Here is a 16557-nt window from a genome sequence, read left to right on the forward strand (position 1 = left end):
ACGTATCATGGCGTGCATCCCCATCGATACACCGCCAAGACAGTTTCCACGTTGGACCGGTCTTTGTGCCGATAAAACGCCTGGCGGATATGCTGCGCTCGCCAAACTCAATCGGACACCTGTTGCCCCCTAGAGCAGATCATATCCTATCTGAATCGCTTGCGATCCAGATAGGATACGTGAATCGACTCCAGCCATCTGATCAAGAGCGGATTCACGCAATCAATCAGTGCCGCTGAGCGGCTCTGATTAATCGCGATCCGCTCTTGCTGCCAAGTGCCTTGCGAACATCTTATCGCAGATTCATATCGCGTGTTCGCGTTTCACAAAAACGCAGCGATTCCAAGGCGTTGCAGAGGATTGGCCGACAACCTAGCGTGGACGAAACCCGATCATCGAGTCGTTATGAGGCAGCGAAGCGCGCGTAGTCGATGGCGGCATCCTTGTCCAACGCACGCTCGACCGGCGCCATCGGATACTTCAGGCCCGTCGCGCAATTATAGAGAACGGCGGTCTCGCCCGGCTTCACCTTGCCCTCGGCGAGCGCCCTGGCATAGGCCGCGACCGTTGCCGCACCTTCCGGACACAGCAGCAGACCGTCTTCGGTGGCAACCTTGTCGCGGACGGCGAGGATCTCCTCATCGGGCAAGGCCACGGCGAAACCACCGGATTCGTTGACGGCGCGAATGATCAGGAAATCACCGACGGCGATCGGCACGCGGATGCCGGCAGCGACCGTGTGGGCGTCTTCCCACAGCGGCGCGTGTTCCTCGCCGGCCTCCCAGGCCCGCACAATGGGCGCGCAGCCTTCGGCCTGGACGGCGACCATGCGTGGCAGCGGCCCGTCTATCCAGCCCATCGCTTTGAGTTCGTGAAAGGCCTTCCACATGCCGATCAAGCCGGTGCCGCCACCGGTCGGATAGAAGATCACGTCGGGCAGCTTCCAGCCCATCTGCTCGGCTAGCTCCAGGCCCATGGTCTTCTTGCCTTCGATTCGATAGGGCTCCTTCAGAGTCGACACGTCGAACCAGCCGACCGCCTCCTTGCCCTCGCCGACAATCCGGCCGCAATCGTTGATCAGACCGTTGACCTTCCAGACTTCCGCGCCCTGCTGCTGGATCTCGCGAACGTTGATGTCTGGCGTGTCGGCGGGACAAAAGACCGTCGCGCGCTGCCCGGCGCGCCGGGCATAGGCGGCCAGGGCCGCGCCGGCATTGCCGTTGGTCGGGATCGCGATGTGCTCCAGACCGAACTCCTTCGCCATCGATACGGCGAGGCACAGTCCGCGCGCCTTGAACGACCCGGTCGGCAGGCGGCCCTCGTCCTTGACGATCGCCCTGCCCGGTTCGGCGCCCAAGCCAGGCGCCGAGCGATCCAGCGGGATCAGTGGCGTCATGACTTCACCCAGCGACACACGGTTTTCAGGCTTTGTGACAGGCAGAAACGGGGCGTAGCGCCAGAAACCCGGTGCATCGGATACCGCGATGTCGTCCTTCGAAACGGCCGCGGACAACGCTTCGAGATCGTAGCGAACCAATAGTGGTCGACCGACCTTGGAAAGGCCGTGGACTTGACCGGCCTCGTAGCGCTCGCCGGTCATCGAGCATTCCAGATGGGACACGAATGTCTGCGTCATGTCAGGTTGGCCATTTCCTCTGCAATGATCTCGACGATCAATCGGCAATCGTCCTCGTCGAAGGTCAAGGGCACCCGCATGTCGCACGTCTTCGACAACACCGCCAACGTCTTCGGCAAGGCCGGCTGGTCGCCCAGATAGTGCCAGCTGTCGTAGCGGCTGGTGAAGCCGCGGGGTTCGTCGTCGCCGAACCACTTGAGCTCGACGCCACGATCGAGGCAGCTGGCAACCAGCACCGGCACCTGATCGCGCGGCAGGCCCTCGGCGAAGAATTGGATCGAGCTGCCGACGTAGTGTTCGCGCTTGTCACGCTCCGGCAAATGCAGGCCAGGCACGTTGCGCAGGCCCGCCTCCAAAACCCGATAGCGTGCGTTCCAGCGGGTGACCTGATGGTCGAGATCGCCCAGCTGCGCGTTCAGTATCGCGGCGCGCAGGTTGTCCATGCGGCCGCTGAAATTGGCCGTCTCCAGCCGTACTTTCTGAAACACGTCCTCCGGCGGCCTCGCGCCGTGGCGCTCGTAGAGCATGTAGGAGCCGGAGTGGACAACGGCGCGGGCGGCGAGTTCCGGATCATTGGTTGTCAGTAAGCCGCCCTCACCTGCATTGATGTGCTTATAGGTTTGCGCACTGAAACAGGCGACCGCGCCAAAATTGCCGGAGCGCGTGCCGTCCCAAAGCGCGCCCATGGTGTGGGCGCAGTCTTCGATCATGATGATGCCGAATTGCTCACAGATGGCGACGATCGCCGCCATGTCGCCGATATGGCCGCGCATGTGGGAGAGCAACAGATAGCGAGCGCCGCTGGCCTCAGCCTTCGTCTTCAGGTCATCGAGGTCGATGTGGTAGTCGGCGTCGATGTCGACCAAGACCGGCACGCCACCGGCGGCGTGAATGGCGCCCGGCACCGGCGCCAGGGTGTAGGCATTGGCGAGCACCTTGTCGCCCGGCTTGAGACCCGCCGAACGCATGGCGATGTGCAGCGCGTAGCCGCCGGACGTGCAGGCCACACAGTAGTCGGCACCCTGATAGGCCGCATAGGCGGTTTCCAGCTTGGAGGCTTCGGAAATTTCGCCGGGATCAGTGTTGTAACGATGCAGCCGGCCCGATTGCAGGACCTCCATCGCGCGCGTGATACCGGCTTCGGGTATCGGCTCCTGCTGCGTGAACGATTTGGTGAAACGCCGCGGTGGCGCCTCACTCATAGCGTTTCTGCTCGTAGACATCGAACTCCCAGTTCTGGCCGGGGTAGTACTTGCGCAGGCGCCAATCGCAGGCCCGCGCATGGCCCTCCATGCCTTCGATGCGCGAGATCCGCGACCCCGCCGCGCTAAAGGTTAGGTTGGCCGCTTCATCAAGCTCTTGATAGGTGAGGACCTTCAAGAACTTCTGCACATTCAGCCCGCCGGTGTACCGCGCCGCGCGACGGGTCGGCAGGATGTGGTTGGTGCCCGAGCATTTGTCGCCATGGGTCACCGTGCTGCCCTCACCCAGGAACAACGAGCCGTAACAGCGCAGATTGTCGCGCCACCAGGCGAGGTCCTCGGCGATCACCTGCAGGTGCTCCGGCGCATAGCGGTCGGCGACTTCGCAGGTTTCCTCGCGGCTGTCACAGACGATGATCTCGCCATAGTCGCGCCAGGCATCGTGCACCACCTGCGGTTCGGGCATGTCGTTGGCGACGTCGGGCAGGATACGCGTGACCGTCTCGGCGATCGCGCGCGATGTTGTGAAGAGCCAGACCGGCGAGTTCGGCCCGTGTTCGGCCTGGGACACCAGGTCGACGGCGATGGTCATGGGGTCGGCGGTGTCATCGGCGATGATCGCCGACTCGGTCGGCCCGGCGAAGAGGTCGATGCCGACCTCGCCGAACAAGAGACGCTTGGCCTCCGCCACATAGGCGTTGCCGGGACCGGCGAGGATGTCCGCCGGGCGGCAGCCATAGAGGCCAATGGCCATGGTCGCGATCGCGTGGACGCCGCCCATTTCCAGGATCATATCCGCGCCGGCCAGGTCCATCGCGAAGGCGACGGCCGGATCGATGGCATCGCCGCGAGGCGGTGAGCTGGCGATCACCGTCGGCACGTCCGCGACCTTGGCCGTCGTCACGCTCATGATCGCCGATGCCGCGTGGGCATAACGTCCGCCGGGTACGTAGCAGCCGGCGCAATCGACCGGCACCAGACGCTGACCGAGCTTGACCCCTGGCGCGGTTTCGATCTCGAAGCCGTGCAGGCTGTCACGCTGGGCCTCGGCGAACCGGCGCACCTGGTCGTGGGCGAAACGGATGTCGTCCTTGACTGTCTCCGGAACGCTCGCGATCAACTTCTGGCGTTTATCATCGGACAGCACGAAGTCACCGCCACGCCCATCGAACTTCTCCGCGTACTGCGCGACCGCCGCCTCGCCGCGCGCGCGGATATCGTCCAGCATCGATGCCACCGTCGCCTTGACCGCGACATCGTCGGCTTCCGGTTCCCGCGCCGCCCGTTTGAAGTGTTCCATTGTGCCTTCCCCGTTAAGCGCGCGGTCGCTCGTTTGCCGGATCGAAGATCGGCTCGGCGACAACCGTGGCCGGATAGCGCGTGCCGATGATCTGGATCTCTAGCTTTGTGCCAGCCTCGGCCCTGTCGACAGGCAGAAACCCCATCGCGATGTTCTTGTCGACCGTGAAGCCGTAGCCCGCCGACGTCACCGCGCCCAACAACCGATCGCCGTCATAGATGGGATCGCCGGCACGGGCCGAGGCGATGTCGCAATCGATAACCATGGGTACGAACCGGCTGCCGACACCCTCCTGTTTTTGCTGCAGCAGTGCCGCACGGCCGATGAACTCGCCCTTGTCGAACCGGACGAACCGCTCGAGACAGGTCTCCAGCGGCGTGCGTTCGGTGATCAGGTCCGCCTTCCAATGACGGTAGCACTTCTCAAGCCGCATCGCCTCGTTGGCGAGTGAACCGAAGTGGACGAGACCCAGGTCCGCACCCGCCGCGACGACGCGGTCGTAGACCGCACGCTCGTGCCCGGCGGGCATATGGATTTCCCAGGCAAGCTCGCCTGTGAAACCGACGCGCATGACCTCGGCCTCGCACGGACCGACATCGACCGTCTGCGCACTCAGCCATGGGAACGCCCGGTTCGACAAATCGGCGTCGGTGAGACGTGCTAGGAGTTCGCGCGAACGCGGCCCGGCGACCGCCAGACACTGGTGGCTTGCCGTCAGGTTTGTCAGCGTGACGTCCTCGCCAGCGAGGTTCTGGTTCAGCCAGTCCCAGTCGTGATACTCGGCGGGCGCCGCGCTCAACAGCCAGAAGCGGTCCACGGCCAGGCGGTTCACGGTTGCCTCGCCGACCACATGACCCCTCTCGTTGCAGAAATAGGCGAGGCCGACGCGCCCGACCTTGGGCAGCCGGTTGGTGCTGAGCCGGTCCAGATAGGCCGCGGCGTCCGGTCCCGCCAGCTCGAAGCGCGTGAAGCCACTGATTTCCATCACGCCCACGCGTTCGCGCACCGCCTTGCACTCGGCGGCCACCACGTCAAACCAGGTGGTGTGGCGGAAGCTCGGCAGGTGGCGGAACGCGGGATCGTCGGGCCGGTAATAGAGCGCGCGTTCCCAGCCGTTGATGACGCCGAACTCCGCACGGGCCTCCTCCAGCACCGGTGTAAGCGGCGTTGTCTTCGCGGGCCGGCCGGCAGGCCGGTGCTCGTCGGGCATGTGGAACCGGAACTCGTTCTGGTAATCCTCGATCGCGATCGCCGTCGTGTATTCGATGTCGGCGTGACCGGTGAAACGGCGCGGATCGAGCGCCCAGGTGTCCCATTCCGCCTCGCCGTGGACGATGATCTCTGCCAGTAACTTGCCGTGACCACCGCCCTCGCCGATACCGGCGCGCAGGCCGAGACACGCATACGCGTTCTCGACGCCGGGTATCTTGCCGATCAGGGGCAGACCGTCGGCCGAATAGGTGATCGGGCCGTTGATGTTGCGCTTGATGCCGGTCTCGGCCAGCACCGGCAGGCGCTGGAAGACGCGGTCCATGTTGTCGAGCAGGCGGTCGAGATCATCAGGACACAGCGACATCGTGAAATCGGGCGAGATGCCGTCGAGCCCCCAGGTCTTGCAGCCCTGTTCGTAGATGCCGACCAACAGGCCCGTGCGTTCCTGGCGGCTGTAAAAGTCGTCGCCGGGGTCACGGATGATCGGCACGCGGCGGTCCATGGCGGCGAGCTCGGGGATCTCCTCGGTGACGAAGTACTGATGCTCCATCGACATCACCGGGTGGGTCACGCCGATCATGGCGCCGACCTCGTTGACACGGTAGCCCGTGGCGTTGACGATCTTGTCACACGTGATGTCGCCGTCCTTTGTGTGGACGACCCATTCGCCGTTGGCCTTGCGGTCGATCGCCTCGACCGGATTGAAGCGGTAGACCTCAGCGCCCGCGTTGCGCGCGCCGCGCGCCAGCGCTTGGGTTAGGCCGCTGGGGTCGATATCGCCGTCGACCGGATCCCACAGCGCGCCCATCAAGCCGTCGGGCTTCATCAGCGGATGGCGACGCCCGCACTCATCGGCCGGCAACAGCTCGAAGTCGACGCCCATGCCCTTGGCCATGCCGATGAAGTGGTTGTAGCCGTCGATATGATCCTGGGTGTGGGCCAGGCGGATGCCGCCGGTGATGTGATAGGTGATCGGGAAATCCGGATCGGCGGCCAGCTCCGCATAGAGCCGCGTCGAATACCGTTTGAGGCCAACCATGACCTGCACGGCGCCGAACTGCGTCACCTGCGCCGCCGCGTGCCACGTCGAGCCGGAGGTCAGCTCGTCGCGCTCGACCAGCACGACATCATCCCAGCCTTCCTTGGTCAGGTGGTAAAGCGTGCTGCACCCGCCGATACCGCCGCCGATCACCACCACCCGCGCATGTGTTTTCACCGCGCTTTCCTCCCTTAAACACGCCCTTTGAGCGCTAATCGGCGGCCGCGGCAAGGTCAATCGGGTTCGGCGATTCTGACCCGCTGCTTCGGTTTTCTCGAAGCGCCAATTCTGAGTCGTTGCGGCCGACCGGAATCGTGCAAAAATCACCATTGGAGAGACGAACGTGGACGGGAGTAACAACCTGCCATGTCATCAGAAGAACCGAGAGCGGGACGGCGTGGCCGCGCCGCGCGGGTCGCCGCACGAACCGCCGCCCAGCCGGAGATCAATCCCTGCCCGCCGGGCCAGAAAGGCGGCCAGTACCGGCCCCTGACCGACGATGGATTGCGGGCGGTCTATCAAACGGCAATCCGCATCTTGGACGAGATCGGCATGGCCGAGGTGCCGGCGGCACTGCATGAGAAAGCCCTTGAGGGTGGCGCGCGAGTCAACGCGCTCGGCCGCTTGTCGTTCCCGCAAGCCATGATCGAGGACATCATCGACGGTGCGGCAAAGTCCTTCGTGTTTCACGGCCGCGATAGCCGCCATGACTTTGAGATCGGCGGCGACCGCGTGTTCTATGGGACCGGAGGTGCCGCCGTGCAAACACTTGACCTGGACAGCGGGCTTTATCGTCCCTCGACCCTGGTCGACCTCTACGACTTCACGCGACTGGTCGATACGCTGACCAACATCAGCTGGTTTACCCGCTGCTGCGTGGCGACCGACGTGCCGGACAACCTGGATCTCGACATCAACACCGCCTATGCGCTGGCCGCCGGCACCACCAAACCGGTCGGCAGCAGTTTCACCATCGGCGACTATGTCGATCCGATTGTCGCGATGTTCGACATGGTGCTGGGCGGCGAAGGGCGTTTTCGCGAGCGGCCGTTCTGCAAGGCCCATATCAGCCCGGTCATCTCGCCGCTGCGTTACGGCGAGGACGCGTTTGACGTGACGCTGGCCGCGATCCGTCACGGCATGCCGATCAACACCATTATCGCCGCGCAGTCCGGCGCGACGGCGCCGGCGACACTGGCCGGCATGCTGGCCCAGACCACGGCCGAGACGCTGGCCGCGCTGGTCATGGTCAACCTGTTCGCGCCCGGCCATCCGGTGATCTTTTCCAACTGGCCCTTCGTGATCGACCTCAGGACCGGCGCGTTCTCCGGCAGCGGTGGCGAGATCTCGGTGATGAACGCGGCGTCGGCGCAAATCGGCAACTGGCTCGGCCTGCCGACCGGCGTCGCGTCGTCCATGGCCGACGCCAAGGCGGTCGACGCCCAGATGGGCGCGGAAAAAAGCATGTCGGCGCTGGCCGCCGGTCTCGCCGGCGCCAACATGATCTATGAGTCCGCCGGCATGATGGCGAGCCTGCTGGGCGCGTCCTATGAAGCCTTCGTGCTGGATGACGAAATGCTCAGCCACATGAACCGCGCCGTGCGCGGCATCGAGATCGACGACGAGACGCTGGGCTTCGACGCCATTCGCGAGGCGGTTACCGGCGAAGGCCACTTCCTGGGCGGTGCCCACACCATGGCCGCCATGCAGCGTGACTACTTCTACCCGACACTCGCCGACCGGGACGCGCCGGTGACCTGGGCCGAGGCCGGCGCACCGGACATCTGGTCAAAGGCGAACGAAAAGGCCCGCGAGATCCTGGCGGAAAACTATCCGACCTATATCGAACCGGCGGTCGACGCCCGCATCCGCGAACGCTTCAACATTCTTCTGCCGCCCAAGCAGATGAAGGCGAGTTAGAGCAGATCCTGTTTTGATGGAATCGCTTCGCGATGACATCAAGACAGGTGAATCTGCTCTACTCATAGATGGCGAGCGGATTCACATGGTTAGGTGGAACCGTCAACCGGTTCCACCTAACCATGATCCGCTCTAGCGGCGGCCTGGTCGCCGAGCATACGGAAGTCCGCTTCCGCCCATGGCGCGATCTCCAGAAACCGCGCGCGCAATCGTTCTTCGATGAGCTGGCGACAGAGTCGGGCAAGTTTCTCCGGCAGCTTGCCGAGTTCGTCGCGGCGCGCAATCAACGAGATGGTTCGCGAGAAGCCGGAGAATGGCAGGGGCATGACGTCAAGTTCCGGCGGGAAGCGTTCGCTGTCCAGGACCGACAGCGGCGTCGTGATCGTCCAGCCCTGACAGTTGCGCACCATGGCGAAGACCGAGCGCGACACGTTGAACGAATAGCGTTGTGGCGGATCGAGCTTGAGGCGCCTCAGGTGCCGCGCGATGGCGCGCCCCATGGGCATGGCCGGACTGAAGTGGACATAGGGTCGCGCCATCAATTGGCCAAGTACGTCGTGGCCCCGTTCGACAGCGCCTGGCGCGGTGGCGATGATAAACGGCTCCTGCAACAGAGGGTGTAAATCAAACCCGTCGATACTGTTTGGCGCCTCGGCGCTGACGGCGATGTCGGCTGCCCGCGCTTGGAGCGCTTGATTGACCCCGTCCGAGCCGCCTGAGGTCGCGGAGAACAGGCACTTGGGATAGAGCTCCTGCAGATGGCCGACCAGATCGGGTGTGATCGAGGCGTCGAGGTCATCGATGATCGCAAGCCGCAGTTCCGGCAGCGCGGCAAGGCTCAGTTCCATCAATTCGGTACGCGCCTCGCTCACCGCTTCGAGGATGCGGTGGGCGTGACGGCGCAACAGCAGGCCGACCGGCGTCAGCGCGACCGGCTTGGCCGATCGATCGAAGACGCGCGCGCCGACCGACCGTTCGAGATTGGAAATCTGTTGCGACACCGTCGATGGACTGGCGCCGATACGCGCCGCCGCGGCGGTCAATGACCCCGCCTCTTCGACCGCCATGAAGATCCTGAGCGCGCGCAGCGTCAGACCCGGCGCGTCCGTGGCGTCGTCACCGTCAGGGCGCAGGCTCTCGCCCGTCATCAGTCCAGCCGGTAGACACGCGCCGCGGTGTCGTGAAAGATCGCGCGCCTTTCATCTGCCGAAAAACCTTCGGCCATGCGTTTGAAAGCGTTCCACATGACGCCATAGGAACACGACACCTTGTCGACAGGGAAGTTGCTTTCGAACATGCAGCGGTAGGGGCCGAAGAGATCGATGGTGTGCAGGAACCAGTCACGGCTTGCCTCGGCCAGATCTGACGATGCCGGCGGTTTGTCTCCTTGCTGCCAATCATAGCCGTTAAGCGCCATCCACAGGCCGCCGATTTTGGCGACCACATTGGGACACCCTGCCAACGCGGCGATATCGACTTTCCATTGCGCGAAGACCTCGTCACGCCTGCCTTCATAGGAGCCGATACCGAGAGGACCACCGAAATGGTCGAAGATGATCGTCACATCGGGCTCTGCTCTCGCCAACGCCGTCAGTTCAGGGACCTGCGGGTGGTAAAGCCAGGCGTCGAACGTCAGGTCATGTGCTCTTAGCCGGGAAAAACCTTCCCGGAATCTCGCGTCGGCCATCAGACCTTCCGGAGAGTTTTTGTAGCCGATGATGGATTCGTTGCTGTCCCAGGCGACCGAATGACGAATACCCCGAAGACGGTCCGGCGCCACGGCGAGATGGGCCTCCAGGACCTCGTCGACAGCGGCGCCCAGCGTCAGGTCGGCGAAGCTGACAATGCCCTTGCACGGCCGTATGTCGCCATAGCTGCCGCTGGCGCCCTGGGCGCCGATCCCGTTGGCGAACTCCGTCTCGCCGACCGGCGCCAGGTGCTCGGGGGCGTCGGCGCGGTACATGGACGATGCCTCCACATAGACCGTCGCGACGATGTTGTGACCGCTGTCGATGTCGGCCAAAAGCTCGTCCAGCATGTAACGGTCGCGCGGGTAGTCCCAGAGATGATGATGGGGATCGATGATCGGCAGGTCCGGATCCAGCGCTTCTTCCTTGACCTGGTCGAGCCACTCCTGATCGATCGGCATGGATCAGGGCCCACCGCGTCGGAACAAACCCAGCAACGCGGCGCCGACAGGCCACGGCGACACACCGATCTGGCGGCGCATCATGAGACAAAGCGTCAGGCTCATGGCGACAAGCACCACGGTCGTGCCGGCGGCCGCGCCGTTGATGCCGTAGATTGGAATCAGGATGAAATTGAGAACGATGTTCGACACCAGCGCACCCAGCATGACCCACATGACCAATCGCTCGTTGCCGGAATACTGAAGCCAAATGGCCGAGAGGCCAAGAACCGTACTGACGAAAAAGCCCGCCGTCAGAATCAACAGCGCATCGGTGGCGACGACATAGACCGATCCGAACAGGGACAGGATCGACGACGCGAACACGGCAACGCCTATGGATAGGGGAACGGTGAGGCAGATGAGCAGGCGAAAGCCGCGAGTATGGAGACCACCAATCGCGCTTTGTCCATCGTCCAGCGCCTTTGAGATCAGCGGCGAGAGCAACCCGACCGTCGCCGTTTGTGCCAGATAGATGACGTGCACGGTGGTCGAAACGGCGCCGAAATAGCCGACATCCCGTTCGTCCGCGATGAGCTCCAGCACGAAGATGTCGACTTGGTTGATGCCGATTACGATCAGCGTGACCAGCATCATCGGGATCGACGCGGCAAGCCATGCCCGCGGCGCGGCGCGATCGTGGTCGCGGCGCACTGGCACCAGCCCCAAGCGGCGCAGGCAGACAATTTGGAAGGTCAGCAGCAGGACAGCCGTGACAAAGGCCAGCCACAGCACATTGATATCCGTCATCTCGCCAACGACGTAGGCGACCACCAGCACCAACGAGAGCTTGGCCAGGGGAAAACCGACCCGCCATGGCAGGTTGGCAAGATCGATCCGTTTGGCCGCCTGGAACACCCGCCCCAGCAAGGTCGACGCCGCCGCCAGCGGGATGATGACCGCCGCGACGATCAACGGATGCCGGTTAGCCAGATCGGTCGGACCAAAGTGCAACCAGCTCACGACGAACGTCGCCGCGATCAGCAACACCGAGAGGCCTAGCATGATCAGAAGATAGAGCCTGGCATACTCCCACACGCCATTGCCGTCGTCGGACTCAAGCCAGCTCGCCAGAAACCGTGGCGCCGCACGGTCGCCCCCCAGCAAGACCGCAAGGGCTGAAATATTCAGGAACGCCATCGCCACCTTGAAGTCGCCGTAGTCCTCCGCCGCCAACAGGCTGGCGACGCCGACATTGAGCGCATAGTCGGCCGCGAAGCCGCCGACCGCGGTAGCGATCATGATGACCGTACCGCGTCGCAGATAGCTCTGTTCCGTCGTCATCGACGGCGTCCCAGACCTTAGACCACGATAGCGACGTGGTTGAGGCCACCATAGTGCTGGCGCGTTTCGCCGAGTGCCCGGTCGATATCGTCCAAGGAAAAGGTCGTCGCCGTCACCTTCGACAGATCGAGCTGGCCGCTCGCGATCATGTCGACCAGCCGCGCGCCGGCCCAGCGCGGAAACCACAGGGACCCGTGGACGCTGACCTCGTTGACCAGGAGCCAGCCGAGAGACACTGGAAGCGGCTGGCCCGTCGCCGCCGTGATCGCCACTTGGCCAAACCGTCTGAGCGACGGCAACAGAACCTCGATACTTGACGCGTCCGCCGCCTCGACCGACGAGAACAGGACATCGAACGCGGCCCCTTCCGGCAACTCGGTACCGGCGATGACGCGGTCGTCGAGCGCGGCCAACTGATCGAGAATCTCGCGCCTGCGGCCAAGCGCATAGACACGACCCGCACCCATGGCGAGCGCCAACAGGACCGCCGAGGTGCCCAGCACACCGGTCGCCCCGACGATCGCCACGTCCTGGCCAGGTTCCAAGCCGGCATGCAGGAAGCCGCCATAGGCGGTACCGATCCAGCCCAGGCGACACATAAGTTCCGGTTTGATCGCGACTTCGTCGGGTATGGGCACGGCACATTCGGCCGGCAGGCGCATCTTTTCGGCATATCCGCCATCGCGCCACTTTGCGAGCATGCGTGACGCTTCCGGACCGACACCGAAACTGCCGATGAAACCATAGTCTGCATCGCCGGCGCGACCAGCCGAATAGTACAGCGGGTCGCCATAGACCCGCGTGCCCGTCTTCAATCCGTCGACATCGTCGGCGACATCGCTGATCACGCCGATGACATCCATGCCCGGTGTGAAGGGGCGCGGCGGCATGACATAGCCGCCCTCGCCCGCGACCATCTGGGCGACGAAGGGCGAGAGAAAACAACTCTCGACGTCGATGATAACCGTGCCCGGCGTCGCCACCGGGTCATCAACCTGCTCGACAGTTAGCTCGGTTTTTCCGTCGTGGAGTCGCGCTGCTTTCATTGATCGCCTCTCTGCCCGTTACCGCGGCCATGCGAACACAATCACCAGAGGCCGGCAAGCCATCAAACCGTTAGAGGACCAGGGACACATCATGTCAGTAACCGTCGCGAGACCCGTGACCACGGCTCATCGGGCGTTTCGTATCACCAAGCCGGTGATGGCCGACCCGACCGGCCAGGGCGAGGCGTTGATATCACGGCGCATCAAGACCGACAGAACGACGGCCGCGACGAACAGCGAAACCGTCGTGCTGATAGCCGCACCGTCGATATCGTACAAAGGCACCATCACGGCGTTGAGTGGAATGTTCGCCAAGAAGACCGCCAACGTCACCCACATCGTGGCGCGCTCCTTGCCAGCGAACTGCAACCACAACGGCGACAGGGCCAGCACCGAGCTGACTCCGTAGCCGATAGTTAGAATTTGAAGCGCCGCCGTCGCCTCGACATAGCAGACCCCGAACAGGGACATGATGAAGGGCGCGAACACGACGATACCGGCGCATAGCGGGGCGACCAGCCAGAACAGCAGACGGAATCCGCGTTCCTGGAGCCGCCGAACGGCATCCCCGCCCTCCGCAAGCGCACCGGTTACCAGTGGCGATATCACGCTCACACCCACAGTCTGCGCCAGAACAATGACGTAGACCGTGGTCGTCGCGGCACCAAAGTAGCCGACGACCGCCTCGCTGTCCGAAAGAAGCTCGACCATGAAGATATCCGTCTGCGACATGCCAATCTGAAGCAGACCGACCAGCATCATGGGAACCGAGGCAACGATCCATTGCTTCGGTACGGCAATGTCGGGATGACGCCGCAAGGGCATGAGTTGGTGACGAAACAAAAAGAAGAGCTGAATGACGATGACAATCAGCGCAACGATCATGACGATCCAAAGCACGTCCACGCCCGTTAGTTCGTCGAACAGGAATGCCGCAATCGAGACAAGCACCAACAGCAACAGTGGATAGACGATACGCCAGGGCAGTTGGGAGAGACCAACCAGTTTTGCCGCCAGAAAGACGCGGCCGAGCAGCGTCACGACTGCCGCAAAAGGGGCCACCAGCGACGCGACGACGAGGGGATGATGGTCTTGTGGGTCGAGTCCTCCATAGATCAGGAGGCTGAGCATTATCGTGACGGCGGCGACCCCTGCCGAGAGTGCGAACGCGACAAGCAAGAACGTCCGCACGTAATCCCACACACCGCCGCGATGGTCGGTCTCAAGGAACGCCGGAAGGAAGCGTGGCGCGGCGCGGTCACCGCCCACAACCACGGCCATCGATGCAATCGCCAGAAATGCCATGGCGACCTTGAAGTCACCGTAGTCGGGGCTGGTCAGGGTCCGGGCGAGGAAGAGGTTGAGAGCATACTCGATCGCAAAGCCGCCAATGGCGGCACCCAGCATGATGATCGTGCTGCGCCGAAAGTACGCCTGTTCTTCCGTCATCTGGCGTTAACAAGGGTCAGCACGACCACTCCCTGCAATGCGACGCGACCGGCCCACGCCACGACGCGAGGCGAGCGTGCCATCAGCCTAACGGACAGCGCAGGTCGGGCAAACAAACAGAATGATGTCAGCCATTCGCTTTTGGCGGCCGATCGTCAGTCACGTCAGAGCGGCTGTTCTTCTCGCAATGCGGCAGTAATCTAGGCCAGTTGATCGGCCACCGCGTTCGCCGTCTCGGCGCCGGAGTTCATCGCGCCGGCAGCCGTCGCCCAAAGCAGCCGGTCGCATGCCTCGCCGGCGAAGAAGACGCGGTTGCCTTCGGGCCGGCGCAGCGTTTCGCGCATGTAGTAGTAGCCGGGCTCGGCAGAAGCGTACGAACCTAAGGTCCACGGGTCCTTGTCCCACATGGTGTAGTTGCCTTTGACGAAGGCCTTTTCGACATCGTTGCCGATGTGTTGCTTGAGCTTATCCAGACCGAACGCGACCGCAGCGTCATTGCCGTCGGCGATTAACTGTCGTCCGAATGATCCGCCGACATAACCGAAGTTGAGGTTGGTCCCGGAGATGTTGGTGAGGAAGCCCACCGCATCGGTCGTATCGGTTTTGTAGTCCCAGTACGTGTCATCGCCCAATCCGAAGATGTCCTCTGAAAACTGCAGCGCGATGTGGTTATAGGTTCCCATGGATATGCGTCGGAACGATTCCCGCTTGTCGTCGGGCAGAGCCGGGGTGAAGCGGATGACGTCAGCACCCAGAACACCGGTCGACACGGTGACAATGACGGCCTTGGCCTGAACCGTGCCGCCGGCGGTTTCCACGGTCACGCCGCTGCCGCTCCAGTCGATGGCGGTAACCGGTGTTTCGAGCTGAACCGGCAAACCCTGACCATAGTGAGCGACGATCGCGCCAAAACCCTGTTTGCAGAACCAGTTCTCGGATCCCGCCTCGCTGTTCCAGTAGTCGAGAGTCGAGATACCGTCGAGATCCTTGCCCATGTTCCAGCCACCGATATAGCAGGCGACCAACGACGCCCACGGACTATCGCCCGGCACGACCGAGGCGGTATCGACGTCGCGCCCTTCACGGCCGGCATCATAGATGGCGTTGATCGTCGCATCATAGTTCTGACCGATGGCGGCATAGTCGGTGTCGGACAACTCGGCTGTCCCATCAACGGTCACGCCGCCGCCGGGCGATGGATAGACGTCGAAACCGTTCTCTTCGCCGTAGCCGACAAACGGGTTCATGTAGGCGTTGTGCAGCCAATGACAGCCCTGGTCGTAGGGCACCCCGAAGGTCTCTGACTCCGTATAGGCCCGCCCGCCGATCCGGTCGCGCGCTTCCAACACCGCGACCGTCAGACCGCGCTCCAGCAAGGTGCGCGCCGCCGCCAGTCCGGCGGCACCGGCACCGACCACGACAACATCCGGGCTCGTCGGGAGTTGCGCGAAGGCCGGCATCGCGGCGACGGATGCCAGGCCGCCCAGGACGGCACGGCGCGATAGGCAAGGATTGGGCACGGTCATGTCTCCAGGTCAGCGCTGGCTTGGTTGTCAGCGCAGCCGCAAGGTTGCACGCCTTCCTCTACGGTGTCGAGGTCGGACTTCAGAGCTATCCAACCCCATAGTACCCTGCGTGCGGTTGACGGAGCTGATCGGAGGACGGTGATGTACCTGCAAGCGGCGTTTCGCGAGGATGATCTGGCGGCCATGCACGCGGCAATGCGTGCGACGAACCTGATGACCCTGGTGACCCAGGGCGCGGATGGCCTGCAGGCGAGCCACGTGCCCATCCTGCTAGACGACACCAAGGGGGATCAGGGCACGTTGACCGGCCATCTGTCGCGCGCCAACGAGCAATGGCGAAAGACCGACACTGACTTGCCGGCGCTTGCCATGTTCCAGGGACCCGACGCCTATGTCAGCCCGGGCTGGTATGCTACCAAGCGCGAGCATGGCAAGGTTGTGCCGACCTGGAACTATGTCGCCGTCCATGCCCACGGCTCCATCCGTTTTCTTGACGATCGCGAAACCCTTCGCGACATCGTGACAGCACTGACGGACCGCCATGAAGCCGGCCGCGCCGAACCGTGGGCCGTTACCGATGCACCCGACGATTATGTCAACGCCATGCTGAACAGCATCGTCGGGTTCGAGTTCGCGATCGAACGCCTGGAAGGCAAGTGGAAGATGAGCCAAAACCGTAACGAGGCCGACCGCCGTGGTGTCGTCGACGGCCTTAAGGAGGTTGGATGTTCCGGCGAATTGAACGTCGCCGACAT

12 protein-coding genes are annotated in these 16557 nt (G+C 63.3%); 2 read left to right on the forward strand and 10 right to left on the reverse strand.

The features are described 5' to 3' along the window. Positions 1 to 403: 403 nt before the first annotated feature. From AAF563_23650 to AAF563_23665, 4 genes are read right to left on the reverse strand one after another with little or no spacing between them, the layout of a single operon-like run. Positions 404 to 1636 carry a threonine synthase gene (locus AAF563_23650; GenBank protein MEM7124295.1) on the reverse strand — a complete coding sequence of 411 codons (1233 nt, stop codon included), beginning with the start codon at positions 1634 to 1636 and terminating at the stop codon, positions 404 to 406. Beyond that, positions 1633 to 2838 (reverse strand): aminotransferase class I/II-fold pyridoxal phosphate-dependent enzyme, encoded by a 1206-nt coding sequence (locus AAF563_23655; GenBank protein ID MEM7124296.1) that lies wholly within the window; start codon positions 2836 to 2838, stop codon positions 1633 to 1635. Before AAF563_23655 ends, AAF563_23650 begins: the two co-directional genes overlap by 4 nt. Further along, entirely contained in the window at positions 2831 to 4138 is a 1308-nt protein-coding gene (gene hisD, locus AAF563_23660) for a histidinol dehydrogenase (GenBank protein MEM7124297.1), read from the reverse strand. The genes AAF563_23655 and hisD overlap by 8 nt, the downstream gene beginning before the upstream one ends. Positions 4139 to 4151: 13 nt before the next feature. Next, positions 4152 to 6566, reverse strand: a complete 2415-nt coding sequence (locus tag AAF563_23665) for an FAD-dependent oxidoreductase (GenBank protein MEM7124298.1) — start codon at positions 6564 to 6566, stop codon at positions 4152 to 4154. A 189-nt stretch (positions 6567 to 6755) separates the two neighbouring features. On the opposite strand from AAF563_23665, the gene AAF563_23670 reads away from it, so the two are divergent. Continuing rightward, positions 6756 to 8309, forward strand: coding sequence for a trimethylamine methyltransferase family protein (locus AAF563_23670; protein ID MEM7124299.1), 1554 nt, complete (start codon positions 6756 to 6758; stop codon positions 8307 to 8309). A gap of 116 nt (positions 8310 to 8425) precedes the next feature. Here the strand turns inward: AAF563_23670 and AAF563_23675 are convergent, their stop codons facing one another. The 6 genes from AAF563_23675 to AAF563_23700 all read right to left on the reverse strand — a co-directional run bounded on the left by AAF563_23675 (position 8426) and on the right by AAF563_23700 (position 15796). Further along, positions 8426 to 9457 carry a LysR family transcriptional regulator gene (locus AAF563_23675; GenBank protein MEM7124300.1) on the reverse strand — a complete coding sequence of 344 codons (1032 nt, stop codon included), beginning with the start codon at positions 9455 to 9457 and terminating at the stop codon, positions 8426 to 8428. Next, on the reverse strand, positions 9457 to 10458 hold the full coding sequence (locus tag AAF563_23680; GenBank protein MEM7124301.1) for an amidohydrolase family protein: 1002 nt from the start codon (positions 10456 to 10458) through the stop codon (positions 9457 to 9459). The genes AAF563_23675 and AAF563_23680 overlap by 1 nt, the downstream gene beginning before the upstream one ends. A gap of 3 nt (positions 10459 to 10461) precedes the next feature. Continuing rightward, positions 10462 to 11781 carry a flippase gene (locus tag AAF563_23685; protein ID MEM7124302.1) on the reverse strand — a complete coding sequence of 440 codons (1320 nt, stop codon included), beginning with the start codon at positions 11779 to 11781 and terminating at the stop codon, positions 10462 to 10464. A gap of 17 nt (positions 11782 to 11798) precedes the next feature. Further along, positions 11799 to 12827 carry an alcohol dehydrogenase catalytic domain-containing protein gene (locus AAF563_23690; GenBank protein ID MEM7124303.1) on the reverse strand — a complete coding sequence of 343 codons (1029 nt, stop codon included), beginning with the start codon at positions 12825 to 12827 and terminating at the stop codon, positions 11799 to 11801. A 126-nt stretch (positions 12828 to 12953) separates the two neighbouring features. Continuing rightward, positions 12954 to 14276 (reverse strand): flippase, encoded by a 1323-nt coding sequence (locus AAF563_23695; protein MEM7124304.1) that lies wholly within the window; start codon positions 14274 to 14276, stop codon positions 12954 to 12956. A gap of 200 nt (positions 14277 to 14476) precedes the next feature. Beyond that, the gene (locus AAF563_23700; GenBank protein ID MEM7124305.1) at positions 14477 to 15796 is read right to left on the reverse strand and encodes an NAD(P)/FAD-dependent oxidoreductase; all 1320 of its coding nucleotides are present in this window, start codon (positions 15794 to 15796) and stop codon (positions 14477 to 14479) included. A 147-nt stretch (positions 15797 to 15943) separates the two neighbouring features. Between AAF563_23700 and AAF563_23705 the strand changes: the two genes are divergently transcribed. Then, the coding region (locus tag AAF563_23705; GenBank protein MEM7124306.1) for an FMN-binding negative transcriptional regulator at positions 15944 to 16557 on the forward strand (614 nt) is incomplete at its 3' end.

The organism is Pseudomonadota bacterium (genome assembly GCA_039028155.1).
In the GTDB taxonomy this organism is placed as follows: Bacteria; Pseudomonadota; Alphaproteobacteria; order SP197; family SP197; genus JANQGO01.